This is a genomic window from Streptomyces sp. NPDC059787, from assembly GCF_042732315.1.
GTDB classification, from domain to species: Bacteria; Actinomycetota; Actinomycetes; order Streptomycetales; family Streptomycetaceae; genus Streptomyces; species Streptomyces atrovirens.
Genome location: NZ_JBHWHX010000007.1, coordinates 205,330 through 231,877, shown reverse-complemented (window position 1 = coordinate 231,877; position 26,548 = coordinate 205,330). Strand labels below are relative to the sequence as shown.

Sequence of the window (26,548 nt, the reverse complement as noted above, 5' to 3'; positions counted from 1 at the left end):
ACGATATTTCGATGCCCGTACCAAAAGCCGAACTGCACCTTCATATCGAAGGCACCCTTGAGCCCGAGCTGGCCTTCGCCCTCGCCGCGCGCAACGGTGTCGAGCTGCCCTACGCCGATACCGACGCGCTCCGTGAGGCGTACCGCTTCGAGGACCTGCAGTCCTTCCTGAACCTGTACTACGAGCTCATGGCCGTCCTGCGCACCGAGCGGGACTTCGAGGACCTCGCCGACGCCTACCTCGCCCGCGCCGCCGCGCAGGGTGTGCGGCACGCGGAGATCTTCTTCGACCCGCAGGCGCACATGGCGCGGGGGGTCGGCATGGGCACGGTGGTCGAGGGGCTGTGGCGGGCGCTGGGCCGGAGCAAGGAGACGCACGGTGTCTCGACCCGGCTGATCATGTGTTTCCTGCGGGACGAGTCCGCCGAGTCGGCGCTGGCGACGCTGGACGCCGCGAAGCCGTATCTGGACCGGATCACCGGGGTCGGACTGGACTCGGCGGAGGTCGGGCATCCGCCGGTGAAGTTCCGGGAGGTGTACGAGGCCGCTGCCGCGCTGGGGCTGCGGCGGGTCGCCCACGCGGGGGAGGAGGGGCCGCCGGAGTACATCACCGAGGCGCTGGACGTGCTCGGTGTGGAGCGGGTCGACCACGGGCTGCGATGTGTGGAGGATCCGGGGCTGGTGGAGCGGCTGGTACGGGAACGCGTGCCGCTGACTCTGTGTCCCTTGTCCAACGTGCGGTTGCGCACGGTCGACGCCCTTGCCGACCACCCGCTGCCCGCGATGCTCGACGCCGGTCTGATGTGCACGGTCAACTCCGACGACCCGGCGTACTTCGGCGGCTACGCCGGGGACAACTTCGACGCGGTGCGCGAGGGTCTGGGCCTCGGCCCGGAGCGCCTGCGCGAGCTGGCGCGCAACTCCTTCCTCGCCTCGTTCCTGGACGACGACGAGGATCTGCGGGCCCGGTACCTCGCCGAGGTGGAGGCGTACGACTTCTGACCGCGTAGCCGCGGGCAGTCGCGCGGCTGGGGTGGTGCCCACCCCCCGGCTGCGGGCAGTCGTGCCGCTGGGGCGGCGTCCACCCCCCCCCGGCTGCGGGCAGTCGTGCCGCTGGGGCGGCACGGGTGGGCGCAGCGGCACCTGGCGAGCGCCGGCGAGCGAACCCACCCCCGTTCAGCCGAAGCCGGCGCCCGTATCACTGCCGCCGTGTCGTAGGTGCGCCGGGTTTCGGTCGGGCGGGGGTGATGCGCAGCCCGGCGCTTGCGGGGTGCCGTCGCGCCCACCCGTGCCGCCCTGCGGCACGACCGCCCGCGGAAGCGGGGGGCTTCAGTGGGCGGCGCCAGGTGCCTGGGTCGCCGCTGCCGTGTCGTAGGTGCGCTGGGCCGGGGCCGGGGTGCCGTCGAGGGGGATCTCCACCACCGGCTGTTCCGGGGCGCCGACCTCGGGGACCGTACCCGTCGGGGTGCCCGGCGCCGCCGCGACCACCGCCGCCGGGTGACCACCACGGCGGCGTACCGCGCCCGGCAGCAGCGGACGTCCCCCGGTGTGCAGCGCGACCGCGGTCATCGGCAGTGCGACCAGCAGCAGACCGACACCGAGCACCGCCCCCATCACCGGGAACCCGGCCTGCGCGGACAGCACGCTGCCGGTCAGCGGCCCCGCGGCGGTCCCCAGCGACGACGCCGAGCCGACCAGCACCGCCCACCGCCCGCGCGGATCCAGCGAGGCCGCCAGCCCGATCAGGTACGACAGCACCACCGGGTAGATCGTGTTCCAGGCGATCTCACCGGTGGCGAAGCTGCCGAGCCCGGTCGCGGAGGCGCTGAGCGCGATGCAGCCGGCGATGAGGACCGTGCCACCGCCGATGGGCAGCGCCCGCCCCAGCCGCGCCCCCAGCGCGCCCGCGCCCAGGACGCCCAGCAGCCCGGCGCCCAGCGCCACCGCGAAGACGACACCCACGGTCGGCTCGGACAGGTGCGCCTGGCCGACCCCGATGCGCCCGCTCACACCCCACAGCGCGTTCTGGGCGAGCGACCACAGCAGCATGGTGCCGGCCAGGACCATGCCGGAACGCCGGTGCGGCAGCCGGGCGGCGGTGTCCTGGGACTCGGTGCGGCGCGGACCGGGCGTGCCGGTCGGCAGCCGGGACGTCAGCGGCCACACGGCCAGCGCGGTCAGGGCGATGGCGGCCAGGGTGAGCCCGTGCCCCGGCAGACGCGGCACGGTCAGGTACACCACCCCCGCGAGCGCGGAGACGCTGAGCAGCCCGAGCGCGGACGCCCGGTGCGGATCGCGTTCGGCGGCGATCCGGGTGGCGGCGACCGTCGTGGCCGTGCCCGAGCCGAACCCGCCGATCATCGCGCCGGCGACGACGGCCGGTACGGCGGTGGTGAGGGCGGCCCCGCCGTAGCCGACGGCGGCCAGCAGCAGGCCCAGCCGGGCCAGGGTCCGCGCCCCGACCCGCTCCACGCGCGACGCCAGCAGGAACCCGGCGGTCGCGGAACTCAGCAGCAGCGCGCTGCCGACGGCTCCCGCCTGGGTGGCGGAGAGGCCGAGCCCGCGTTCCAGCCGGCCGACGGTGGTCGGCAGCAGATACGGGGCGAGGTACCCGGCCGTGAAAAGGGCGACGAGGGGCCAGGGGGCGGTGCGGGGGGCGAACACGGGCGTTCCCAGGGCGTGCGAAAGGGACGGTGCGAGGACCGTGGGGAGGGAGGGGGCGACGACCGTCGACTGACAGGAGCGCGCGGGCAATTTGTATCAAGCGGGGGGAGGACAACGGGAGCGCGCGAGGTGTGATCTGAAGCACTCTTGCGTTTAAGGCTCGGCGAGGTCGGGCAGCAGCTTCCGCTATCGCCAGTGAATGGCCCCGCCACCTGCGGGAATCGTCGTCTCCACCTTCGTCCGGATCTCCCGCATCACGGCGACGATCCGCTCCTCCCGCTCCGGCGTCAGCCGGGCCACCGGCACCGAGCAGCTGATGGCGTCCCGCGCGGGGGAGGCGTACCGCAGGGCGAACCCGAAACCGACGATCCCGGGCACGCCCTCCTCGCGGTCCACGGAGTAACCGCGCTCCCGCACCCCGGCCAGATCGGCGGCCAGCGACTCCCGCGAGGTGTGCGTGTTCGGCGTGGCCGCCTCGTACGGCCCCTCGGGCAGTTCCTCGTCCGGCCGCTCCGCCAACAGCGCCTTGCCGAGCGCGCCCACGTGCGCCGGCAGCCGCCGCCCCACCCTGCTGATCGTCCTCAGGTACTCGTGCGACTCGCGGGTCGCCAGGTACGCCACGTCGTGGCCGTCCAGCCGCCCCATGTGGATCGTCTCGCCCAGCGCGTCGGACGCCTCGTCCAGATACGGGCGTACGGCCCGCACGCGCGGGTCCGAGTCGAGGTAGCTGGTACCGGTGAGCAGGGCGCGGATGCCGATGCCGTACAGCGAACCGGTGACGTCGGTGCGGACCCAGCCGCGCGCGATCAGGGTCTGCAGCAGCGCGTACATCGAGCTGCGCGGCACCTTCAGCGCGTCCACCAGCTCCTGGAGGCGCGCCGGACGGTCACCGCGCGCGGCGAGCAGTTCCAGTACCTCCATCGTGCGCGCGGCGGACTTGACCTCGCGCACGCCCCCTGTCTCCGGCATGCGCCGATCGTAGTCCGGCGGGAGGAGGCCCGTGCCGGGCCATTGACGGTTCCCGTTCGCCTACTTAACCTTCATTTTCATACATGGATGACATCTACATGGGGAGATGAGCGAGGGTGAGTCCCGATACGGACCCGAGCGGTACGGCCGCCGTGGCGCGACGCCTGAAGGACGGGATGGCGAACGGGGTGCTGTCCTTCCCGCTCACCGCCTTCCACGAGGACGGCTCCCTCGACCCGGACGGCTTCCGCGCCTACGTCGCCGAACGGATCGCCACCGCCCCCGGCGCCGTCTTCCCCGCCTGCGGCACCGGCGAGTTCTTCTCCCTGGACGAGGACGAGTACCGGCAGGTCGTCACCATCACCGTCGAGGAGAGCGCGGGCCGTACGCCGGTCGTCGCCGGCGTCGGCTACGGCTGGGCGCAGGCCGCCCGCTTCGCCCGCATCGCCGAGGAGGCCGGCGCCGACGCCCTCCTCGTCCTGCCGCACTACCTCGTCGCCGCCCCGCAGGACGGCCTCGTCGCCCAGCTCGAAGCCGTCGCCGCCCGCACCCGGCTGCCGCTGATCACCTACCAGCGCGGCCAGGTCGCCTACACCGCCGACTCGCTCAGGCGGATCGCCGCCCTGCCGAACGTCATCGGCCTCAAGGACGGCCACAGCGACCTCGACCGCCTCCAGCGCCTCACCCTCGCCGCCCCCGAGGGCTTCCTCTTCTTCAACGGCGCCGCCACCGCCGAGATCCAGGCCCGCGCCTACGCCACCGTCGGCGTCCCCGCCTACTCCTCCGCCGTCCACGCCTTCGCCCCCGAGATCGCGAACGCCTGCTTCACCGCCCTGCGCGACGGCGACCACGGCACCGTCGACAAGCTGCTGCGCGACTTCTACGTGCCGTTCGTCGAACTGCGCGACCGCGTCCCCGGATACGCGGTGTCGCTGGTGAAGGCGGCGGCCCGGCTGCGCGGACGCCCCGTGGGCCCCGTACGCGCCCCCCTCACCGACCCCACCCCCGGCGACCTCGCCGGCCTGCGCACCCTGCTCACCGCCGGACTCGACCTCGTAGGAGCCGCCCTGTGACCACGCCGACCTCCCGCGACCTGACCGTCACCGAGGTCCGCCTCACGCCGATCCTCGTCGCCGACCCGCCCCTGCTCAACACCCAGGGTGTCCACCAGCCGTACACCCCCCGCCTGATCGTCGAGGTGGTCACCGCCGACGGCACCACCGGCCTCGGCGAGACCTACGGCGACACCAAGTACCTGGACCTGGCACGGCCCCTCGCGGACCGGCTCGTCGGCCGTCAGGCGGGCGACCTGAACCGGCTGTTCACCGAGGCCGACGAGGTGGCCGTCGACGCCTCCCGGGTCTCCGGCCAGGTCGACGTCGGCGGACTGCGCGGCGTGCAGACCGCCGACAAGCTGCGCCTGTCCGTGCTCTCCGCCTTCGAGGTCGCCTGCCTCGACGCCCTCGGCAAGAGCCTCGGCCTGCCCGTGCACGCCCTGCTCGGCGGCAAGGTGCGCGACGCCGTCGAGTACAGCGCGTACCTCTTCTACAAGTGGGCCGACCACCCGGACGGCGTGACCGCGGAGAAGGACGACTGGGGCGCCGCCGTCGACCCGGCCGGCGTCGTCGAGCAGGCCCGGATCTTCACGGAGCGGTACGGCTTCACCTCCTTCAAGCTCAAGGGCGGCGTCTTCCCGCCCGACGAGGAGATCGCCGCCGTACGCGCCCTCGCCGCCGCGTTCCCCGGACACCCCCTGCGCCTCGACCCCAACGGCGCCTGGTCCGTGGAGACCTCGCTGAGGGTGGCCGGGGAACTCGGGGACGTCCTCGAATACCTGGAGGACCCCGCGCTCGGCACCCCCGCCATGGCCGAGGTCGCCGCCCGCACCTCAGTGCCCCTCGCCACCAACATGTGCGTGACGACGTTCGCCGAGATCAAGGAGGCGTTCACCCGGGACGCCGTCCAGGTCGTCCTCTCCGACCACCACTACTGGGGCGGACTGCGCAACACCCAGCAGCTCGCCGCCATCTGCCGCACCTTCGGCGTCGGCGTCTCCATGCACTCCAACACCCACCTGGGCATCAGCCTCGCCGCGATGACCCACGTGGCGGCCACCGTGCCCGACCTGCACCACGCCTGCGACTCCCACTACCCCTGGCAGTCGGAGGACGTCCTCACCGAACGCCTCACCTTCGAGAACGGCACCGTGAAGGTCTCCGACGCGCCCGGCCTCGGCGTCGAGCTCGACCGCGACCGGCTGGAGGTCCTGCACCAGCGGTGGCTCGACGACGACGGCTCGCTGCGGGACCGCGACGACGCGGCGGCCATGCGCGTCGCCGACCCGGAGTGGGTCACACCGGCCGTGCCGCGCTGGTGACCCTCCCAGGGGCGGACACGGAGTGACGGCCGTCACGTTGTCGGTGGTGTGGTGCACACTGGCCTGAACCGCACCACGTCAGGGAGCGCACCGTGATGGCGTTTACCGGGAAGGCACGCATCGAGGGACCGCACTGCCCGTCCCAGGTCGATCCCCTCGCCGCCCTGCGCGCACCGGACGACCCGCCCTGGGACGTCTACCTCACCGGCACCGTCTTCCTCGACATCGTCTTCACCGGGCTCGGCTCCGCCCCGGTGCGCGGGACCGAGTCCTGGGCACGCGGGATGGGGTCGAGCCCCGGCGGCGTCGCCAACATGGCCACCGCCCTGGCCCGCCTCGGCCTGCGCACCTCCCTCGCGGCGGCCTTCGGCGACGACCACTACGGCGAGTACTGCTGGGACGCGCTGGAGCAGGGCGAGGGCATCGACCTCTCGCCCTCGCGCACGGTCCCCGGCTGGCACTCGCCGGTCACCGTCTCCATGGCGTACGACGGTGAGCGCACGATGGTCTCCCACGGCCACGAACCTCCGCCCGAGGAACCGTCCCACCCGTCGCCCGCCACCACCCTCAAACGACGCCCTCCGGGCGCAGACCTTCCTCCGTGCCCGCCCCGCGCGCGTGCCGCCGTCGCCTCCCTCACGCCCGGCCGCAGCGCGCCGTGGATCGCGCAGGCCGCGCGCAAGGGGGCGCGCATCTTCGGTGACGTCGGCTGGGACGACACCGGGGCGTGGGACCTGGCCGCGCTGCCCGACCTGCGGCACTGTGAGGCGTTCCTGCCGAACGCGGAGGAGGCGATGCGGTACACCGGCACGGACTGCCCGCGCGCGGCGGCGCACGCCCTCACCGAGCATGTGCCGGTCGCGGTGGTCACCCTCGGCGCGGAGGGCGCGTACGCGGTGGACCGGCGTACGGGGGAGACGGCGTCGGTGCCGGCGATCGAGGTGGAGGCGCTCGATCCGACCGGGGCGGGGGACGTGTTCGTCGCCGGGTTCGTCACGGGGTCGCTGGCGGGGTGGCCGCTGGCCGACCGGCTCGCCTTCGCGGGGCTCACGGCGGCGCTGTCCGTCCAGGAGTTCGGGGGGTCGCTGTCGGCGCCGGGGTGGACGGAGATCGGGGCGTGGTGGCGTCGGGTGCAGTGCGCCGAGGGGCAGGACCCCTCGGCGCTGGGGCGGTACGAGTTCCTGGCGGGGCTGGTTCCGGGGGAACTGGTGCGGCCGTGGCCGCTGCGGAGGGCTGTGCCGACGATCGGCTTCCGCCGGTCGGCCTGATACGGGGCCCGCCCCCGTGTCCCCGTATGGGGCCTGCCCCCACACACTCCCGCAGCAGGGGCTCCGCCCCCGCACCCCCGCCAGGGGGCTCCCGCCCCCTGGACCCCCGGCCCATGCCCACCCACCACCCGACTCGGCCGGCTGGAAAGTGGACCACGGGCCCGGGTGTCGTTCCGACTCGGTGGGCTTGAGATGTGGGCCAGGGGCCCAGGTACCGCTCCGACTCGGCCGGCTGGAAAGTGGACCACGGGCCCGGGTGTCGTCCCGACTCGGTGGGCTTGAGATGTGGGCCAGGGGCCCAGGCACCGCTCCGACTCGGCCGGCTGGAAAGTGGGCCACGGGCCCGGGTGTCGTTCCGACTCGGTGGGCCGGGACGCGGGCCACGGGCCAGGGGCACGGGCCCGGCTCGGTGGGGCGAGAGGTCATGTAAAAGGCCTACGGGGTTGTCACTCCTCCGTCGTACCCTGGGAACCGCGAGGCCGCCCTCAGCCAGGCGGCCGTGACCAGGAGGATCCGCAGGCCTTCAGAGCCGGCCCATGACTCAGACACCCACAGCTCACACCCCCGCGCAGGGGCAGGCGAGAGTGCAGTTCACCGTCCCCGCCCAGCACCCCATGGTGACCGTGCTGGGGTCCGGAGACTCCCTCCTGCGCGTGATCGAGAAGGCCTTCCCGGGGGCCGACATCCACGTCCGGGGCAATGAGATCAGCGCGGTCGGCGACGCGAACGAGGTCGCCCTCATTTCGCGCGTGTTCGACGAGATGATGCTGGTGCTCCGCACCGGGCAGCCGATGACGGAGGACGCAGTGGAACGCTCGATCGCCATGCTCAAGGCGAGCGACAACGGGGAGAGCGACGGCCAGGAGACCCCGGCCCAGGTGCTCACGCAGAACATCCTGTCCTCGCGCGGCCGCACGATCCGCCCCAAGACGCTCAACCAGAAGCGCTACGTCGACGCGATCGACAAGCACACCATCGTCTTCGGCATCGGCCCGGCCGGCACCGGCAAGACGTACCTCGCCATGGCCAAGGCGGTCCAGGCCCTGCAGTCCAAGCAGGTCAACCGCATCATCCTGACCCGCCCCGCGGTCGAGGCAGGCGAGCGGCTCGGATTCCTGCCGGGGACGCTCTACGAGAAGATCGACCCGTACCTGCGCCCGCTCTACGACGCGCTGCACGACATGCTCGACCCCGACTCGATCCCCCGGCTGATGGCGGCGGGCACGATCGAGGTCGCGCCGCTCGCGTACATGCGCGGACGCACGCTCAACGACGCGTTCATCATTCTCGACGAGGCCCAGAACACCAGCCCCGAGCAGATGAAGATGTTCCTCACCCGCCTCGGCTTCGACTCGAAGATAGTGATCACGGGTGACGTGACGCAGGTCGACCTGCCGAACGGCACCAAGTCCGGCCTGCGGCAGGTGCAGGACATCCTGGAAGGCCTGGACGACGTCCACTTCTCCCGGCTGACGTCCCACGACGTCGTCCGGCACAAGCTGGTGGGCCGTATCGTCGACGCGTACGAGCAGTACGACAGCCAGCACGGCACCCAGAACGGCACCCACCAGGGCGGCCGGGGCAAGTCCGGGCACAAGGGGAAGTAGACCGAGCACCAGATGTCGATCGACGTCAACAACGAGTCCGGAACCGAGGTCGACGAGCAGGCGATCCTCGACATCGCCCGCTACGCGCTCGCGCGGATGCGTATCCACCCGCTCTCCGAACTCTCGGTGATCGTCGTGGACGCCGGCGCCATGGAGCAGCTGCACATCCAGTGGATGGACCTGCCCGGGCCGACGGACGTCATGTCGTTCCCGATGGACGAGCTGCGGCCCCCGTCCAAGGACGACGACGAGCCCCCGCAGGGGCTGCTCGGCGACATCGTGCTCTGCCCCGAGGTCGCCACCCGGCAGGGCCAGGAGGCGGAGACGCGGCACACCATGGACGAGGAGCTCCAGCTGCTCACCGTCCACGGTGTGCTGCACCTGCTGGGCTACGACCACGAGGAACCGGACGAGAAGGCCGAGATGTTCGGCCTGCAGGCCGCCATCGTGGACGGCTGGCGCGCGGAGAAGGGCCTCACCGGCCCGTCCCCGGCCCCGACCGTGTCATGAGTCCGACACTCGTCCTCGGCGCGATCGCCCTGGTCGTCGTCGCCTGGCTGGCCGCCTCCGCGGAGGCCGGCATCGCGCGCGTCTCCAGCTTCCGCGCCGAGGAGGCCGTACGCTCCGGCCGCCGGGGTGGCGCCAAGCTCGCGCAGATCGCCGGCGACCCCACCCGCTACCTCAACGTGGCGCTGCTGGTCCGCGTCACCTGCGAGATGGCCGCCGCCTCCCTGATCACCTACGGCTGCCTGCGCGAGTTCGACGGGACCGCCGAGGCGCTGCTGATCGCCATCGCGATCATGGTCCTGGTGTCGTACGTCGCCGTCGGGGTGTCCCCGCGCACCATCGGCCGCCAGCACCCGCTGAACACCGCCACGGCCGCCGCGTACGTCCTGGTGCCGCTCGCGCGGGTCATGGGACCGGTCCCGAACCTGCTGATCCTCATCGGCAACGCGCTCACCCCCGGCAAGGGCTTCCGGCGCGGACCGTTCGCCTCCGAGGCGGAGCTGCGCGCGATGGTGGACCTCGCGGAGGCGGAGTCGCTGATCGAGGACGAGGAGCGCCGCATGGTGCACTCGGTCTTCGAACTGGGCGACACGCTCGTGCGCGAGGTCATGGTGCCGCGCACCGACCTCGTGGTGATCGAGCGGTACAAGACCATCCGCCAGGCTCTCACCCTCGCCCTGCGCTCCGGTTTCTCCCGCATACCGGTGACCGGCGAGAGCGAGGACGACATCGTCGGGATCGTCTACCTCAAGGACCTGGCCCGCAAGACGCACATCAGCCGGGACGCCGAGAGCGAACTGGTGTCCACGGCGATGCGGCCCGCGTTCTTCGTGCCCGACACCAAGAACGCCGGCGACCTGCTGCGCGAGATGCAGAAGGAACGCAACCACGTCGCCGTCGCCGTCGACGAGTACGGCGGCACCGCCGGCATCGTCACCATCGAGGACATCCTCGAGGAGATCGTCGGCGAGATCACCGACGAGTACGACCGTGAGCTGCCGCCCGTGGAGGAGCTGGGCGAGGACCGCTACCGGGTCACCGCCCGCCTCGACATCGGCGACCTGGGCGAGCTGTACGGCCTGGAGGAGTTCGACGACGAGGACGTGGAGACCGTCGGCGGGCTGCTCGCCAAGCACCTCGGCCGGGTGCCGATCGCGGGCGCCTCGTCCCTGGTCGCACTCCCCGACGCCCGCGAGCTGCGGCTGACGGCCGAGGCGGCGGCCGGCCGCCGGAACAAGATCGTGACGGTGCTGGTGGAGCCGGTGGCCCCGGCGGACCCGCCTGCCGACGAGGAGGAGAAGCCGGAGTGACCCCGCAGCAGCTGCGCGCCCTGTGCCTGTCCTTCAACGCGGCCGTGGAGGAGTTCCCCTTCAACCCGGAGACCTCCGTCTTCAAGGCCCGGGGCAAGCTCTTCGCCCTGACCGCCCTCGACGCCGAGCCCCTCACGGTCAACCTCAAGTGCGACCCGGAGGACGCGATCCGGCTCCGCGCCGAGCACCCGGACCTGATCGTCCCCGGCTGGCACATGAACAAACGCCACTGGAACACGGTGACGGCGGACGGCACCCTCCCGGACCGCCTGGTCCGGGAGCTGGTCGAGGACTCGTACGACCTGGTCGTGGCCGGTCTGCCACGAGCGGACCGCCTCCGCCTCGACCGCCCCTGAACCCCCCTTATGCTCGGATCATGACCGACACCACCGCGCTCGACCCCGAGGACCGCAAGATCGTCACCCTGGCCCGTTCCGCGCGGGCCCGCAACGGTGTGCCCGAGGGGGCCGCCGTACGCGACGAGACCGGCCGGACGTACGTCGCCGGGACCGTGGCCCTGGACTCCCTGAAGCTCAGCGCCCTGCAGACGGCGGTGGCGATGGCCGTGGCGTCCGGCGCGAAGTCGCTGGAGGCGGCGGCCGTGGTGACGGAGGCGGAGTCGGCGTCGCCCGAGGACCGCGCGGCCGTACGGGACCTCGGCGGTCCCTCGACCCCGGTCCTGGTGGCCGGCACGGACGGCACGGTCCGGGAGACGGTCACCGCGGGCTGAGACCGCGAAGGACGCGTCCGGCGCCGTCGCTCTCCCTCCCACGGCCACCGGGCCCGGTCGTCCTCGACGGATCCCCCGGCGGACGGCCGGGCCGGCCCTCCACGGATGCCCGGTCCGGCCCCGTCCCGGACGGGTGGTACGGCGGGGTCTCCCGCATCAGGGAGAATGGGCGGCATGAGTGTTCGTACCCAGTCATCCGAGCAGCCGGCCGACGCCGTCCACCGGGCCGGTTTCGCCTGCTTCGTGGGCCGTCCCAACGCGGGCAAGTCCACCCTCACGAACGCTCTGGTCGGGCAGAAGGTGGCGATCACCTCGAACCGGCCGCAGACCACCCGGCACACCGTGCGCGGGATCGTGCACCGCGAGGACGCGCAGCTCATCCTGGTGGACACCCCCGGACTGCACAAGCCGCGCACCCTGCTCGGCGAGCGGCTGAACGACGTGGTCCGCACCACCTGGGCCGAGGTCGACGCGATCGGCTTCTGCATCCCCGCCGATCAGAAGATCGGCCCCGGCGACCGTTTCATCGCCAAGGAACTGGCCGGGATCAAGAAGGCCCCGAAGATCGCGATCGTCACCAAGACCGACCTGGTGGACGGCAAGGCGCTGGCCGAGCAGCTGATCGCCGTCGACCAGCTCGGCCAGGAGCTGGGCATCACCTGGGCGGAGATCATCCCGGTCTCGGCGACCGCGAACAAGCAGGTCGACCTACTGGCCGACCTCCTGATCCCGCTGATGCCGGAGGGCCCCGCCCTCTACCCCGAGGGCGACCTCACCGACGAACCCGAGCAGGTCATGGTCGCGGAGCTGATCCGAGAGGCGGCCCTGGAGGGCGTCCGCGACGAGCTCCCGCACTCCATCGCCGTGGTCGTCGAGGAGATGCTCCCGCGCGAGGACCGCCCCGCCGACAAGCCCCTCCTCGACATCCACGCCAACCTCTTCATCGAGCGCCCCAGCCAGAAGGGCATCGTCATCGGCCCCAAGGGCAAGCGCCTGAAGGACGTCGGCATCAAGTCCCGCAAACAGATCGAGGCACTCCTCGGCACCCCGGTCTTCCTGGACCTGCATGTGAAGGTCGCCAAGGACTGGCAGCGTGACCCGAAGCAGTTGCGGCGGCTCGGTTTCTGACGGGGGCGGGTGTCGGTGTCGGGTCCCGCGGGCAGGTCGCGGTGCTCCTCGGTGGCCCGGCCGCGCGGCGGTAGCCGCATGTCGATGCGGCCTGGATCTGCACGTGAAGGTCGCCAAGGACTGGCAGCGTGACCCGAAGCAGTTGCGGCGGCTCGGTTTCTGACGGGGGCGGGTGTCGGTGTCGGGTCCCGTGGGCAGGTCGAGGTGCTCCTCGGTGGCCCGGCCGCGCGGCGGTAGCCGCATGTCGATGCGGCCTGATCAGCGGTGCTGTTCGCGCAGCAGCTCCCTGAACCAGGCGTACGACGCCTTCGGGGTCCGTTCCAGTGTGTCGAAGTCGACGTGGACCAGGCCGAAGCGGCGGGCGTAGCCCTCCGCCCACTCGAAGTTGTCCATCAGGGACCACACGAAGTAGCCGCGCACGTCCACGCCCGCCTCCACCGCCCGGTGCAGTGCGCGGATGTGGCCGTCGAGGTAGGTGATGCGGTCCCGGTCGTCCAGGCCGTCGTACGCGCAGCCGTTCTCGGTGATGACCACCGGCGGGAGGCGGTCGCCGTACCGGGCGTGGAAGGTGGTGAGGAGCTCCGGCAGGGCCCGAGGGACCACCGGCCAGCCGAAGTCCGTCACCGGGTGTCCCTCGATCTCCCGCACCGAGAAGGGGAGTTCGGCCGGCATCCGGACCCCGCCGAAGTCGATCTCCGTGCCCTGCGGGGCGCCCACACTCGTCGGCGCGTAGTAGTTGATCCCGTACCAGTCCAGCGGCTCCGCGATGACCTTCAGGTCCGCCTCGACGTCGCCGGGCATCAGCTCGCCGATGCCCTCCGGGTAACGGCCGAGCAGCAGCGGGTCGGCGAACATCCCGTTCAGCAGGGCGTCGTAGAAGCCGGCCGCCGCCACGTCCGCCTCGTCCTCGGAGGCCGGCCAGGTCGGCGCGTGCGAGTTCGCGATGCCGATGTCGTCCGCCCCCGCCGCCCGTAGCGCCCGTACCGCGAGCCCGTGCGCGAGGAGCTGGTGGTGGGCCACGGGAAGCGCGTCGAACAGCAGCCTCCGGCCGGGGGCGTGCACGCCCAGCGCGTGGCCCAGCAGGGTGTGCTCGGCGGGCTCGTTGAGGGTGATCCACTTCGTCACCCGGTCGCCCAGCCGCCCGGCGACCTCCGCCACGTACTCCGCGAACCGCTGTGCCGTACCGCGCTCCAGCCAGTCCAGCCCGGCCGGCAGATCCCAGTGGAACAGCGTCGGCACCGGCCGTACGCCCGCCGCGCACAGCTCGTCGACCAGCCGGTCGTAGAAGTCCAGGCCGCCCCGCGCCCGCACCCTCGGCCAGGAGACGGAGAAGCGGTACGCGTCCACGCCCAGGCCGGCCAGCAGCGCCACGTCCTCGCGATGGCGGTGGACGTGGTCGCAGGCCACCGCCGCCGTCGAGCCGTCCCGCACCCGCCCCGGTTCGTCCGAGAACACGTCCCACACGGACGGCTCGCGCGCGTCCACCGCTCCCTCGATCTGGTGCGCCGAAGTCGACACACCCCACAGGAAACCGGCCGGGAAACGGGGGATCGGGTTCGTCGTCGCCATGGCCCGGATCATCCGCACCCGAGCCGGACCAAGTCAACGCCCGTGCGGAACAAGCGAGTTACGCGCCTTCCTTCAGCACCCTCCTGATCAGCTCCCGCTGCTCGTCCGTCAGCCGGGGATCCGCGCAGTACACCGACCTCCCGTCCACCGTGATCCGGTAGCCGAAACCGTCCGGCACCCCGGCCGGAGGCGTGCCCCGGCCGGAGGCCATGACCCGCTCGGCCAGGGCGTGCCACTCGTGGGCGTCGGCCCGGCCCGAGGTGTCCACCTCGGCCCGCCGCTCGATCCCCGCGAACCCGCCCGTACGCCGCACCTGAATACGCATGGGTCCGTGTCTAGTACGGAACTACAGCGTCCGCACCCCCACCCGCTCCCAGGCCTTCGACACCGCCTGGAGTTCCTCGCCCTCCCCGTACCGGGCGCGCGCCGCCTTCACCGTCAGCGTCGCGAAGTCCGTGAACTTCGCGTCCTGCTCCAGCTCCCCGCCGGTCAGCACGTCGTACCAGACCTGCCCCGCCCGCTCCCAGGCGTGCCCGCCGAGGGTGGTGGCCGCCAGGTAGAAGGCGTGGTTCGGGATGCCCGAGTTGATGTGCACGCCGCCGTTGTCCCGGCCGGTGCGGACGTAGTCGTCCATCGTCGCGGGCTGCGGGTCCTTGCCGAGGACGTCGTCGTCGTACGCCGTGCCCGGCTCCTTCATGGAGCGCAGCGCCTTGCCCGTGACGCGCGGGGCGAGCAGCCCGGCCCCGATCAGCCAGTCGGCCTCGTCGGCGGTCTGGCCGAGCGTGTACTGCTTGATGAGCGCTCCGAAGACGTCCGACACCGACTCGTTGAGTGCGCCCGGCTGGCCGAAGTAGGTCAGGTTCGCGGTGTACTGCGTGACGCCGTGGGCGAGTTCGTGGCCGATGACGTCGACGGGGATGGTGAAGTCGAGGAAGATCTCGCCGTCCCCGTCGCCGAACACCATCTGCTCGCCGTTCCAGAAGGCGTTGTTGTACTCCTCGTCGTAGTGCACGGTCGCGTCCATCGGCAGCCCGTTGCCGTCGATGGAGTCGCGGGCGTACGCCTTCAGCAGCAGCTCGAACGTGGCGCCGAGACCGGCGTAGGCGCGGTTGACGGTGGCGTCCTGGCCGGGCTCGTCGCCCTCGCCGCGCACCTTCGTCCCCGGCAGGTCGGTGCCGTGCCGGGCGTCGTACACGGTGCGCTGCGGCTTGCCGGGCTCGGCCTCGGAGAGCAGGGCGACGGCCGGGGCGCCGGCGACCGTGGTCAGGTGGCGCTGGGTGCGCTCGTAGGCGTCGCGCCGGATGGTGCGGCGCGCGGGACCGTGGAGCAGGGGGTCCTCGGCCTGCGCGAGCCGGTCGAGGACGTGCGGCGGGACGATCGTGCAGAAGACGGGCTCGAAGCCCCCGTTCTTGGTCATGTCCGGCACGATGACACCGTGTTGGCATGCTGTCACTAGGGGCGACCTTGATTGGGTGAAATGCCGTGATTCATCCGCTGTGGGGGTAGCCGTGTGTTATCCGTGCGGGTGGTTTGTGGCGGATCGCGCAGTTCCCCGCGCCCCTTTTGGGTGTGGCGATCCCGCATACTGATACATGCGGCCCGCGTCAGGGAAAGCTCGGCTAGCATGCTCTGCATCATGCGTTTCGGGCTGCTTCTCCTTAGCTGCCGCGGTGAGGGTCTGCAGTAGAGGCCGACCCCCTCCCCGCGGAGTTCGGCGTGCGCCGTCGGCCGTCCATCAGGACACACCGAGGAGCCCCCGCATCATGGCGAACCGCCAGCAGCCCAGCCCCATGCCGATCCACAAGTACGGCCGCTACGAGCAGGTCGACATCCCCGACCGCACCTGGCCGGACAAGCGGATCACCACCGCCCCCCGCTGGCTCTCCACCGACCTGCGCGACGGCAACCAGGCCCTGATCGACCCCATGTCGCCCGCCCGCAAGCGCGCCATGTTCGACCTGCTGGTCAAGATGGGCTACAAGGAGATCGAGGTCGGCTTCCCGGCCTCCGGCCAGACCGACTTCGACTTCGTCCGCTCGATCATCGAGGACCCGGACGCCATCCCGGACGACGTCACCATCTCCGTACTGACCCAGGCCCGCGAGGACCTGATCGAGCGCACGGTGGAGTCCCTGAAGGGTGCCAAGCGGGCCACCGTCCACCTGTACAACGCCACCGCGCCCGTCTTCCGCCGCGTGGTCTTCCGCGGCTCCAGGGACGACATCAAGCAGATCGCCGTCGACGGCACCCGCCTGGTGATGGAGTACGCCGAGAAGCTGCTGGGCCCGGAGACGGAGTTCGGCTACCAGTACAGCCCGGAGATCTTCACCGACACCGAGCTGGACTTCGCGCTGGAGGTCTGCGAGGCGGTGATGGACACCTACCAGCCCGGTCCCGGCCGCGAGATCATCCTCAACCTGCCCGCCACCGTCGAGCGCTCCACCCCGTCCACGCACGCCGACCGCTTCGAGTGGATGGGCCGCAAGCTGTCCCGCCGCGAGTACGTCTGCCTGTCGGTCCACCCGCACAACGACCGCGGTACGGCGGTGGCGGCAGCCGAGCTGGCGCTGATGGCCGGCGCCGACCGCGTCGAGGGCTGCCTGTTCGGGCAGGGCGAGCGCACCGGCAACGTCGACCTGGTCACCCTGGGCATGAACCTGTTCTCCCAGGGCGTCGACCCGCGGATCGACTTCTCCGACATCGACGAGATCCGTCGTACGTGGGAGTACTGCAACCAGATGGAGGTCCACCCGCGCCACCCGTACGTGGGCGACCTGGTCTACACGTCCTTCTCCGGCTCCCACCAGGACGCCATCAAGAAGGGCTTCGACGCCATGGAGGCCGACGCGAAGGCCAATGGCGTCACCGTCGACGACATCGAGTGGGCGGTCCCGTACCTGCCGATCGACCCCAAGGACGTCGGCCGCTCCTACGAGGCCGTCATCCGCGTCAACTCGCAGTCCGGCAAGGGCGGCATCGCGTACGTCCTGAAGAACGACCACAAGCTGGACCTGCCGCGCCGGATGCAGATCGAGTTCTCGAAGATCATCCAGGCGAAGACGGACGCCGAGGGCGGCGAGATCACGCCGACCGCCATCTGGGACGTCTTCCAGGACGAGTACCTGCCCAACCCGGAGAACCCCTGGGGCCGCATCCAGGTCGCCAACGGCCAGTCCACCACCGACCGCGACGGCGTGGACACCCTCACCGTCGAGGCCACGGTCGACGGCACGGAGACCACTCTGGTCGGCAGCGGCAACGGCCCGATCTCGGCGTTCTTCCACGCGCTGCAGGGCGTCGGCATCGACGTACGGCTGCTGGACTACCAGGAGCACACGATGAGCGAGGGCGCCTCCGCACAGGCCGCCTCCTATATCGAGTGCGCGATCGGCGACAAGGTGCTGTGGGGCATCGGAATCGACGCGAACACCACGCGGGCCTCGCTGAAGGCGGTCGTCTCGGCTGTCAACCGCGCATCGCGCTGACCAGCCGAATCGGCGGTTTGAGGCCCCGCTCGCCGGAAACCGGCGGGCGGGGCCCCGTCATATACCGGCCATATATCTGTGATGGTCACGGAAAGGTCTCGTCCTGGGTGCTGACTCCACCTCCCTGATGTGGCTAACATCACGCAAGCGCGGCGACGACGCTGTGGCGGTTATGGAGGTACGACGTGCTGCCAGGACGGGGACCCAACGGCCGTGCCGCTGCCACCAGACTGTCGCGCCTGCTGGGCACCCGCACCGCGTGGACGGCCGTCGGTGACGGGGAGTTCTTCTGCCCCGGCTGCGGCGGCGACCGCAACTACCAGAGGCTGACCGGACACCGCCGTTTCGCCCTCCTCGGCGTGCCCGTGCTGCCGCGCGGCGGGACCGGGCCGGTCGTCGAATGCGCCGCCTGCCGCCGTCACTTCGGCACCGACGTCCTGGACCACCCCACCACCACCCGCTTCTCCGCGATGCTCCGCGACGCCGTCCACACCGTCGCCCTCGCGGTGCTGGCCGCCGGCGGCACCTGCTCGCGCGCCTCCCTGGAGACGGCCGCGGTCGGGGTGCGCGCCGCCGGCTTCGACGACTGCACGGAGGAGCAGCTCGCCGCGCTCGTCGAGGCGCTGGAGGCGGACACCGGCCGCTTCACCGGGGAGCCCTGCACGGCGGGCCTGGCGATCGAGCTGCACGAGGCCCTGGACCCGCTGGCCCCGCACCTCGCCGCGCCGGGCCGCGAGTCGATCCTCCTGCAGGGCGCCCGTATCGCCCTCGCCGACGGCCCCTACACCCCCGCCGAACGCGACGCCCTGGCCACCGTGGGCGCGGCCCTCACCATCTGTTCGGACGACGTGACCCGCCTGCTGGCGGCGGCCCGCACCCCGTCCTGATGCGCCCGTTCGTGGACCGTAACGCCGACGCGCCCTGGTCGAAGTTCGATCCGGAGATGTACGTCGACCTCAACTACCGCACCCCGCTCGAGGTCGATCTGCTGATCGTGCGGCTCATGCGCGACTATTTCAGCCGCTGCTACGCGCAAGGCGTTCCGGCGTCGGTCCGGGGAGTCGACGTGGGCGCCGGCGCGAATCTCTATCCGGCCCTTTCCATGCTGCCCTGGTGCGAGAAGGTCCTCCTTCTGGAATACGCGACTCCGAATGTCGAATACCTGGAGAAACAGGCGTCCGGCGGGGGGTACGACACGGCGTGGGACGCGTTCTGGGACGTACTGAGTGAGGCTCCCGCCTACCGGGACGTCGAGCCGCGGAGCCGGTTCGGCGAGATCGTCCGGGTAGAACGAGCCAACCTGCTGGACCTCGACGGACAGCGGCGCTGGGACATCGGCACGATGTTCTTCGTCGCCGACTCGATGTCCGAGTGCCCCGACGGGTTCCGGCGGGGAGTGAAGTGCTTCATGGACGCGCTGAACGAGGGAGCGCCCTTCGCCGCCGCGTTCATGAAGGAATCCCTCGGATACCAGGTCGGCGCACACAAGTATCCCGCCTACCGGGTCAACGCGGACCGGATCCGGGAGAGCCTGGAACCCTTCGCCGCCGAGCTGGAGATCCACGACATGGACCACATGGTGCGGCCGGGTCACGAGGGAATGATTCTCGCCCTGGGGCGGCGGAATCCGGAGATTGCCACCCCGTAGGAACGGGGACCATGTCTGAACACAGGGCAACGAGATCTGTACGAGGGGTGCGGGGATGCAGATCAAGCCACGGCAGCACCTGCTGGACATCTGGCGGTCCATGGCCCGCCATTCGTTCGACGACGGGAAGCTCGTCTGGGAGGACACCGACGGGCTGAGCAGCGTCGCCGACGCCGAGCGGCTGCTCTGCCTGCTCTATCCCGCCACCGAGGTACCCGCGTTCCGCCTCGACCAGCCCGACACCACCGAACGGGACGTGCTGCGCGCGCTGGAGGGGGTCGGCAGCCGGCTGGAGATCCCGCCCAACCTGATCACCGCGCTCTCCCAGTTCATGCGCAGCCACACCGGCCCCGACGACAGCCCCACCTTCGCCGGCGGACACTACTTCAGGCCGACCGAACCCCAGCAGAAACTCACCCACGAGCAGTACCAGCTGGGCGTGGTCGACTCCTACTCCATGTCCGTCACGCTCTGCCTCGCCACACTCGGATTCCTCAAGGTCTACGAGCCCAGCACCACCCGCCCCGACGTGCGCAAGGCCCTCGCCGAGCTGAGGGAGGCCACCAACACCCGGCTGACCGCCGCGATGATCAGTCTGCTGCGCTCCTTCACCGTCAACGTCTTCGACGCCGAGTCCGAACAGGGACAGCGGCTCATCCAGGTCATCGGCCAGGACAGACAGTCCGACCGGGCCGCCCTCCAGCAGTTCTCCCGCCGCTTCCGCCCGCTGCGCGCCACGATCATCGAAAGCCTCAGCCGCGGCATCCAGGCCGACGAGTCCATCCGCGACGAGAGCCAGCTCTTCGAGTGCGGCTGGGCCTGGGGCGTGGTCAAGGACGCGCCGACCATCACCGACCTGGACATCCAGGTCCCCGGCCAGCCCGACGGCATCGCCGACCGGCTGCCGTACGTGTACTTCACCGTCATCGCCCTGGACGGCATCCAGGACCTGTTCTCCGACCGCACCCTCACCCTCGGACTGCTCGACGCCGACCAGCAGAAACTCGCCGAGGCGTTACGCCTGCGCTGGGAGCTCAGCCAGCAGTACTGGTCGGCCATCGCCCGGTTCGGCAGCGAGCGCTGGCCCCTGGAGGACCTGCCCTGGCAGACCACCGGACTGCGCCTGGAGTCGGAGTACTTCTCCCTGACCGTCGCGGCCATCCTCGTCCACGACCTGGTCCGCCGGAAGGCCACCGACGACGACCTCACCCGCACCGTCGCCATCATGGAGCGCCTCGCCGACCGCGGCCGCGTCACCAGCCGCATGACCAGGAACGATCCCGTCATCGAGCTGCACAACCCGGGCGTCACCATGCCGCTCGCCGGCTCCGAGCGGTCCGGCTCCCCGCTGCAGTGGCGGATGACCGACTTCTCGGCCCAACTCCTCAAGCGGATCATCCAGCTCGCGGAGCTCTCCCGGAACATCGACGCACAGGACCGGCTGCTCCGCCTCGGCGAGCAGGCGTTCGAGCACCTGTGGAACCGGCGGATCGAGGACGGTGAGGGAGCCGGCCTCTGGGACCACGCGCGGGCCGTCTACCCGGACACGCGCGTCAGCAAGCGCCTCTCCTGGAGCATCACCGAACGCGTCACCGAGTGCCTGGTCGCCGCCCGCAACCTCTACGAACAACAGCCCATCCGCAGCCCCGAACTCGCCCAGCTCGCCCGTGACCTGCTCAGCGAGGCCACCCACCTCTTCGGCAGGGAACAGATGGAGGCCTCCGCCAGCCCCGACGGCAGCCGGGGCCGGGCGATGCGGAGCATAGAAAGCCGCCTGGACCACGCCCGGAGCCTGGTCGACGACCGGCCCGCGACCGCCTTCGCCCTGGCCCTGCCGGTGCTCCAGGAACTCGACACCCTGGCCCAGGCACGGGGCGCAGCCGCGCAGGAGGTGTGAGCCGTGCTCGTCTTCGCCGCCTCCGACAAAGGGGGCACCGGCCGTTCGGTGACCAGCGCCAACCTGGCCTACCAGCGCGCCCTCGCCGGCGACCACGTGGCCTACGTCGACTTCGACTTCGGCTCGCCCACCGCCGCCGCCGTCTTCGACGTACCCGGCGCGATGCGCGGCACCGAGGAACGCGGCCTGCACTCCTACTTGGAGGGCACGGTCACCGAACCGGCCAGGATCGACGTCTGGCGGCAGACCGAGCACCCCCAGCTGCGCGCCCGCCCCAACCAGGCCGGCCGCCTGGTGCTGCTCCCCGGCGACGCCGGCGGCGGCGAGTTCGCCGTCGGCGAGGACGCCCTCGAACGGTGCGTCGACCTCCTGCTGCGGCTGCACGGCGAGTTCGACCTGATCGTCGTCGACCTCAGCGCCGGCCGCAGCTACGCCGTCGACATGGCCCTCGCCGCGACCGCCCACCCCCGGATGCGCTACGTCCCCTTCCGCTGGCTGGTCTTCCACCGCTGGACCCGGCAGCACGTGATCGCCGCCGCCGGACTCGTCCACAAGGACCACGGCATCATCAGGGGCGGCGTCGAACGCGGTCACGACGAGGAGGCGCTGCGGGGCGCCGTCCGCTTCGTCCGGGCCGCCGTACCCGACCCGGACTCACCGCTGTGGTCCCAGGGCACACCCGCCCAGGCCGCCTGGATGCAGTCCTGCGACGAGGCGCTGCGCCGGCTCGCCGCGGAACACGGCATCGGTGACAGTGTGGTGCTCGGCGTCGTCCCCCTGGAACCCATCCTGCAGTGGCGCGAACAGCTCATCACCGAAGCGGACGTCCTCTCCACACAGATCGCCAACAAGGAGACACTGGAGGCGCTGGAGGAGATCGCCCGGCGCTTGACGGACGACTCGTACTGGGGGCGATCTTGACGGAGATGCCGGTCGTGGATCATGGCGTGTACGCCGGTTCGGGTGGCCTCGGTGAACCGGAAGCTGGCGTTGGCCGAGCGGAGCTCTGACAACTGCGCATGACGGAGGCGAGCAGTGTCGGCCGATGCGGTCGTGATCGGTGCCGGAGTCTCCGGGCTGACCACAGCGGTGTGTCTCGCGGAGGCCGGGATGAGAGTCCGGGTGGACACCGATCGTCCCCCCGGCGCGACGACCTCGGCGGCCGCCGGCGCGATGTGGGACCCCTATCTCGCCGAGCCCAGCGACGTGGTCGAACGCTGGAGCCGGGAGACCCTGTCGGAGCTTGTCGCATTGGGGGTCGACAAGGACACGGGTATCCGCATCGTGGAGGGAACGCAGGAGTCCAGAATTCCGTGTGCCATGCCGACGTGGAGCGGCCTGGTCGGCGGGCGCTTGTGCGCGCCGGAGGACCTTCGGCGTGGGTTCGTGGCCGGATGGCGTTACCGCGCGCCTCTCGTCGACATGCCCCGATACCTCCATTACCTCGCTCGACGACTCGCGGAGGAAGGCAGCTCCATTCGCAGTCACCGGTACGGCGCGGTCGAGGAGGCGATGCGCGAGGCGCCGGTGGTCGTCAACTGCTCGGGCACCGGAGCCAGGGCGTTGGTGGACGACCCCTCGGTCGAGGCGGTGCGCGGCCAACTCGTCGTGGTGGAGAACCCCGGCATCGAGTCGTTCTTCTGCGACGGCACCCCTGATGCCGACGAGCTCACCTACATCTACCCGCACGCTCGCACGGTGGTTCTCGGCGGTACGTCGGACCGGGGCAACTGGGATCTGTCACCCGACGAGGAAGCGGCCCACCGGATCATCGCGCGTTGCGTCGCCGTGGAACCGTCGCTCTCCGGAGCCCGGATCCTCGAACAGCGGGTGGGGCTGAGACCGGCACGGACACGGATCCGGCTGGCGGAAGAACACCACGGGGGCGGACTGCTCGTGCACAACTACGGTCATGGCGGAGCCGGGCTGACCCTGTCCTGGGGGTGCGCCCGCGAGGTTGCGGAGCGGATCCGCCGTGTGCTCACGGCGACTGCCTGATCTGCCACTGCCGACGCTCGGGGATGTCCGCCTCAGCGCCTCGGCGGAAGAGGTATAACCATGTCCGGGCCGAAAGGGTAACGACCAGCACCGTGGTCCACGGCCAACTCGTGGCGTTCGCCGCCACCAGGCCCGCGCCCACTGTCGGCGAAGCCGCAGTGAGCACCACCAAGGTGAGTTCGCCCGGACTCCGGCGGAAGCGACGGGCGACGGAAAACTCGGATCGTTCGTACCAGGCGATGGCGCCACTGATCACAAGGGCCAAGACCATGGTGGTCCAGGGGTTCCCGCTGGCCTGTGCGTAGGTCACGGGGAGCGAGATCAGGAAAGGGAACACACCGCCGTACTCGGACAGCACATTCCCCCACTTCATGATCTTGCCGAACGAGTTGGAGCGGATCCGGGCGAGCTCGCCAGAAGCACTCGCGTACACGATCAGGGAGAGCACGGTGCTGAACGTCGCTCCGATGAGGAGCAGACGTACGTCGTCCGGGAAGCGGGTCGAGGTGAAGGCGAAGCCGAGGAGGAAGGTGATGGCGGCGAGAACGGAACCGGCGAAGGCGATGCCGGCCGCGGCTTCTCCGGACTGAAGCGTCGCGGGGTCGTCCTGCTCGAACCTCGCTATCTCGAACGCCGAACCGTCGCCCAGGGGCACCAGCGCCGTCACCGCGTGATCGGACGGTGCCAGGGACTCGGCGAGCTGCTCCTGATCACTGACAGGTACGAGGTGCCGGGAATCCGGATCCAAATAAGCGACGCGCGACTTGTGCTGGTAGTGAATGTGGAAACCGGAACCGCTGCCGCGCATGAGTCGGGTACCCAGGAAGCCGCATGTCAGGAGGAGCCGTGACAGCGCCGAGTCCCCCGGATTGGCCAGGGCGGATATGAGCGGTGACTCGGACGCCCGGTGGGCCTTCACGGTCTCGACCAGAAGCTGAGTGGCCAGGCCCTGCCGCCGCACGCTGGTGCGGACCGCGATCGCCGACAGCCGCACATGCCCCGGCGACGGCGTCTCGGCGACGACGCACCCCACCAACGCACCGCCGGATTCGGCGACTCGCACCAGGCCACGCTCAATGGCTGTGCCGAGGACAGTCGGCGAGGGGAGGACCGACGGCTCGCACGAATCGATCAGGAGAGAGTGGAGGTGGGCCAGATCCTCTGAGTCAGCTGTCCTGGTCGACCACGCAGCCATGTCCGTCCGTTCCGGTCAGCCCGAGGTTCCGGGATTGCATGCTACTGATCGGTGTGTGCTCCTCGGCCCTTTGGCCACGGAACATTGCTGCCGACAGCATATCGTCAAGTCAATTGTGTAATCGATGACTTGGGCTACTGACACGGCTATGACCTACACGGAGTGGAGACGCTATGACGGAGTCCGTGTTCCAGGAGACCGCTTCCAGGCCACGCACCCAGGCGGTGCCCCTGTCCCACCTCTCCCTGGAACTCGGCCACCTCTACATGGAGGACTTCGAGGCCGGCCCCGGGCACCTGCGGCGGCACTTCGAGCGGGTGCGCCCCTGGGCGGAGGCGGCCCGCGCCACCGCCGCCGCGACCGGCGGCAAACGCCCCCGGATCAGCACCTGCTTCCTGATCGACGACTACTTCACCCGCTTCTCCGCCCCCGCCGAAGTCGTCCCCATGCTGCTCCGGGAGGCCGACCGGGCCGGGCTCGTCGTCGACTACCTGGCCCGCGAGTCCGGCTGCGCCGTCGCCGGCAAGGTACCGGTCGCCGAGGCCGTGGCCGGACGGATCGTCGAGGAACCACCGCCCGGCAGCTACGGCCTGCGCCCCCCGGCCGCGCAGACCGGCTGGCTGGCCAACGGTGAGCGCAGCCCCGTCGCACGCGCCCCGCAGGCCATGAAGAAGGCCACCGCCTGGCAGCCGCCGAAGGAGACCGCCGCCCGCCGCCACTCCGTCTTCCTGGACGTCGAACTCCGGGACGACGGCCCCGACGGACACCGCACCTGGTCCTGCCCCTTCCTCGCCGCGGTGTGGCAGCTCGCCCGCCTCGGGCTGCTGCGCAACGAGGGCGAGGCCGTCCTCGTACCCCAGCCGCACACCGCCGACGCCTTCCCCGACGACTGGGACGAACTGCCTCCGCTGCTCCGCCTCAACCCGCGCGCGGACCCGTTCGCCGCCTACCGGACCTGCTCGGTGATCCCCAGCCGGTTCCTCCCCGTCGAGCACGCCGTCCGCGTGATCCTCGACCAGATCGAGGTCGACCCCGGAGCACTGGCCCAGACCGCCGAGCGCTCCGCCCGCGAGAACGCGGCCGTTCCCGACTCGGTGGCCGACCGCATCTCCTACGTCTTCTACGCGGGGCAGTGACATGACGCCGGGGGAGACGCCACCACCCGTCGTGCTCGCCTGCGGCGAGGTCCGCACCTGCCTGCTGCCCGCCCTGCAGGCCCTCGACAGCCGCTCCGCCGCCCAGCTCCTCGGACTGCGCGCCGACGAACGCGTCCTGCTCTCCGAACGCCCCAACCTCTACGGCCGCTCCCCGGACACCCTCACCGGCGTCGACTGCCCCCTGCCCAGCGCCGACGGCGCCAGGATCCGCGCCGTCGGCACCGTCGCCGCCCGGGCCTCCCTCACCGAGGGGCGCGTCCTGCAGAGCTCCGCCTACTTCCGTGTCCCCGCCTCCGGTCCCGACCACCGGCGCCCCTGGGGCCACTACCTCGTACGGCCCGCGACGGTCGAGCCGTTCGGGAAACTGCCGTACGAGGCGGTCGCCCAGGGCCTGCTGAACGGCGGGCGGCACGGCGAACTCGACGTCGGGCTGATCGCCGACGGACTCCTCACCCGCCTGCTGCGCCACCCCCTGCTCGACCACCGCCCGCCCCTGAAGTCCCGCCCCACCCGGCTGCGCTGGGTCGCCCTGCCCGCCGAGCGCGACGAGGGGCCGTCGATCGAGCGGTTCACCCTCGCCGAGGACGAGCTGCGCACCGTACGGCTCCGCGTCCCCGCCGGCACGCCCGCCGGTGAGATCGCCGGGCTCTGCGACGACCTCGCCCTGCACGACTGGCTGCTCACCACCCTCGTCCGCGTCCTGGACGGCATCCGGCTGGGCGCCGCGGAACCCCCCGCCCGGACGCGGCCCCGTACCGGCGAGGACCGCCCCGCCGTCGTCACGGCGCTGCGGCCCGCCGTCGACCACCTGCTGCACCTGTGGATGCCACGGGCCCGCGTCGCGCACGAACTCGCCCCGCTCTGGGAGGCGCTGGAGGACCGCCCCGGCTTCACCCGGCAGTGGCGCACCCTGGTGCAGCGCATCCGGGACCAGCTCGCCCTGCACGCGATTCCCCACCGGGAGGCGAGTTGAGCCCCTGAGCGCGCCGCCACGGCCCCGACGCACATCCCCGCACCCCGATCCGACGCGTATCCCAACG

At 71.3% G+C, this 26,548-nt stretch carries 24 protein-coding genes; 18 read left to right on the top strand and 6 right to left on the bottom strand.

Annotated elements, in window-relative coordinates:
- Positions 1-11 precede the first annotated feature (11 nt).
- Positions 12-1,001, top strand: a complete 990-nt coding sequence (locus ACFV5H_RS09570; protein ID WP_385049084.1) for an adenosine deaminase — start codon at positions 12-14, stop codon at positions 999-1,001.
- Between the two features lie 327 nt (positions 1,002-1,328).
- On the opposite strand, the gene ACFV5H_RS09565 is transcribed toward ACFV5H_RS09570, so the two are convergent.
- Together ACFV5H_RS09565 and ACFV5H_RS09560 are read right to left on the bottom strand one after the other, a co-directional pair.
- Positions 1,329-2,663 carry an MFS transporter gene (locus ACFV5H_RS09565; protein WP_385049080.1) on the bottom strand — a complete coding sequence of 445 codons (1,335 nt, stop codon included), beginning with the start codon at positions 2,661-2,663 and terminating at the stop codon, positions 1,329-1,331.
- A gap of 186 nt (positions 2,664-2,849) precedes the next feature.
- Positions 2,850-3,632, bottom strand: a complete 783-nt coding sequence (locus tag ACFV5H_RS09560) for an IclR family transcriptional regulator (protein WP_385049077.1) — start codon at positions 3,630-3,632, stop codon at positions 2,850-2,852.
- Between the two features lie 176 nt (positions 3,633-3,808).
- Here ACFV5H_RS09560 and ACFV5H_RS09555 point away from each other — a divergent pair, with 176 nt between their 5' ends.
- The 9 genes from ACFV5H_RS09555 (at position 3,809) to era (ending at position 12,559) form a co-directional block, all read left to right on the top strand.
- Positions 3,809-4,705: a 5-dehydro-4-deoxyglucarate dehydratase gene (locus ACFV5H_RS09555; protein ID WP_385049121.1), complete on the top strand. Its 897-nt coding sequence runs from the start codon at positions 3,809-3,811 to the stop codon at positions 4,703-4,705.
- Positions 4,702-6,009: a glucarate dehydratase family protein gene (locus ACFV5H_RS09550; protein ID WP_385193800.1), complete on the top strand. Its 1,308-nt coding sequence runs from the start codon at positions 4,702-4,704 to the stop codon at positions 6,007-6,009. The genes ACFV5H_RS09555 and ACFV5H_RS09550 overlap by 4 nt, the downstream gene beginning before the upstream one ends.
- 95 nt (positions 6,010-6,104) lie before the next feature.
- Positions 6,105-7,277: a carbohydrate kinase family protein gene (locus tag ACFV5H_RS09545; protein WP_385049072.1), complete on the top strand. Its 1,173-nt coding sequence runs from the start codon at positions 6,105-6,107 to the stop codon at positions 7,275-7,277.
- Positions 7,278-7,813: 536 nt separating this feature from the next.
- The gene (locus ACFV5H_RS09540) at positions 7,814-8,884 is read left to right on the top strand and encodes a PhoH family protein (protein WP_385049069.1); all 1,071 of its coding nucleotides are present in this window, start codon (positions 7,814-7,816) and stop codon (positions 8,882-8,884) included.
- A gap of 12 nt (positions 8,885-8,896) precedes the next feature.
- Positions 8,897-9,394, top strand: a complete 498-nt coding sequence (ybeY, locus tag ACFV5H_RS09535) for an rRNA maturation RNase YbeY (RefSeq protein ID WP_073931956.1) — start codon at positions 8,897-8,899, stop codon at positions 9,392-9,394.
- Complete coding sequence (locus ACFV5H_RS09530; protein ID WP_385049065.1) at positions 9,391-10,701, top strand: hemolysin family protein; 1,311 nt, start codon at positions 9,391-9,393, stop codon at positions 10,699-10,701. Before ybeY ends, ACFV5H_RS09530 begins: the two co-directional genes overlap by 4 nt.
- Positions 10,698-11,057 (top strand): MmcQ/YjbR family DNA-binding protein, encoded by a 360-nt coding sequence (locus tag ACFV5H_RS09525; protein ID WP_385049062.1) that lies wholly within the window; start codon positions 10,698-10,700, stop codon positions 11,055-11,057. The genes ACFV5H_RS09530 and ACFV5H_RS09525 overlap by 4 nt, the downstream gene beginning before the upstream one ends.
- Before the next feature lie 20 nt (positions 11,058-11,077).
- Positions 11,078-11,431 carry a cytidine deaminase gene (locus ACFV5H_RS09520; RefSeq protein ID WP_385049059.1) on the top strand — a complete coding sequence of 118 codons (354 nt, stop codon included), beginning with the start codon at positions 11,078-11,080 and terminating at the stop codon, positions 11,429-11,431.
- Between the two features lie 174 nt (positions 11,432-11,605).
- Positions 11,606-12,559: a GTPase Era gene (gene era, locus ACFV5H_RS09515; RefSeq protein ID WP_385049056.1), complete on the top strand. Its 954-nt coding sequence runs from the start codon at positions 11,606-11,608 to the stop codon at positions 12,557-12,559.
- Positions 12,560-12,817: 258 nt separating this feature from the next.
- Here the strand turns inward: era and ACFV5H_RS09510 are convergent, their stop codons facing one another.
- The 3 genes from ACFV5H_RS09510 to ACFV5H_RS09500 are packed head-to-tail and all read right to left on the bottom strand — an operon-like array spanning position 12,818 to position 15,545.
- A complete protein-coding gene (locus ACFV5H_RS09510; protein ID WP_385193798.1) occupies positions 12,818-14,128 on the bottom strand; it encodes a GH1 family beta-glucosidase in 1,311 nt (436 codons plus the stop codon).
- Between the two features lie 58 nt (positions 14,129-14,186).
- Complete coding sequence (locus ACFV5H_RS09505; protein WP_385049050.1) at positions 14,187-14,453, bottom strand: protealysin inhibitor emfourin; 267 nt, start codon at positions 14,451-14,453, stop codon at positions 14,187-14,189.
- Between the two features lie 21 nt (positions 14,454-14,474).
- Positions 14,475-15,545, bottom strand: coding sequence for a M4 family metallopeptidase (locus tag ACFV5H_RS09500; protein ID WP_385049047.1), 1,071 nt, complete (start codon positions 15,543-15,545; stop codon positions 14,475-14,477).
- 346 nt (positions 15,546-15,891) lie between these two features.
- On the opposite strand from ACFV5H_RS09500, the gene leuA reads away from it, so the two are divergent.
- The 6 genes from leuA (at position 15,892) to ACFV5H_RS09470 (ending at position 23,156) form a co-directional block, all read left to right on the top strand.
- Entirely contained in the window at positions 15,892-17,613 is a 1,722-nt protein-coding gene (gene leuA / locus ACFV5H_RS09495; RefSeq protein WP_385193795.1) for a 2-isopropylmalate synthase, read from the top strand.
- A 185-nt stretch (positions 17,614-17,798) separates the two neighbouring features.
- Positions 17,799-18,500, top strand: a complete 702-nt coding sequence (locus tag ACFV5H_RS09490) for a TerB family tellurite resistance protein (RefSeq protein WP_385049041.1) — start codon at positions 17,799-17,801, stop codon at positions 18,498-18,500.
- Positions 18,500-19,261, top strand: coding sequence for an SCO2525 family SAM-dependent methyltransferase (locus ACFV5H_RS09485; protein WP_385193793.1), 762 nt, complete (start codon positions 18,500-18,502; stop codon positions 19,259-19,261). Before ACFV5H_RS09490 ends, ACFV5H_RS09485 begins: the two co-directional genes overlap by 1 nt.
- A gap of 55 nt (positions 19,262-19,316) precedes the next feature.
- The gene (locus tag ACFV5H_RS09480) at positions 19,317-21,158 is read left to right on the top strand and encodes an SCO2524 family protein (RefSeq protein ID WP_385193790.1); all 1,842 of its coding nucleotides are present in this window, start codon (positions 19,317-19,319) and stop codon (positions 21,156-21,158) included.
- A gap of 3 nt (positions 21,159-21,161) precedes the next feature.
- The gene (locus tag ACFV5H_RS09475; RefSeq protein WP_385193788.1) at positions 21,162-22,079 is read left to right on the top strand and encodes an SCO2523 family variant P-loop protein; all 918 of its coding nucleotides are present in this window, start codon (positions 21,162-21,164) and stop codon (positions 22,077-22,079) included.
- A gap of 114 nt (positions 22,080-22,193) precedes the next feature.
- Positions 22,194-23,156, top strand: a complete 963-nt coding sequence (locus ACFV5H_RS09470) for an FAD-dependent oxidoreductase (RefSeq protein WP_385193785.1) — start codon at positions 22,194-22,196, stop codon at positions 23,154-23,156.
- On the opposite strand, the gene ACFV5H_RS09465 is transcribed toward ACFV5H_RS09470, so the two are convergent.
- Complete coding sequence (locus ACFV5H_RS09465; protein WP_385193782.1) at positions 23,140-24,219, bottom strand: GNAT family N-acetyltransferase; 1,080 nt, start codon at positions 24,217-24,219, stop codon at positions 23,140-23,142. The two genes, ACFV5H_RS09470 and ACFV5H_RS09465, sit on opposite strands and share 17 nt — an antisense overlap.
- Before the next feature lie 305 nt (positions 24,220-24,524).
- On the opposite strand from ACFV5H_RS09465, the gene ACFV5H_RS09460 reads away from it, so the two are divergent.
- Complete coding sequence (locus ACFV5H_RS09460) at positions 24,525-25,487, top strand: SCO2522 family protein (RefSeq protein ID WP_385193780.1); 963 nt, start codon at positions 24,525-24,527, stop codon at positions 25,485-25,487.
- Between the two features lies 1 nt (position 25,488).
- On the top strand, positions 25,489-26,481 hold the full coding sequence (locus ACFV5H_RS09455) for an SCO2521 family protein (RefSeq protein ID WP_385193777.1): 993 nt from the start codon (positions 25,489-25,491) through the stop codon (positions 26,479-26,481).
- Positions 26,482-26,548 lie beyond the last annotated feature (67 nt).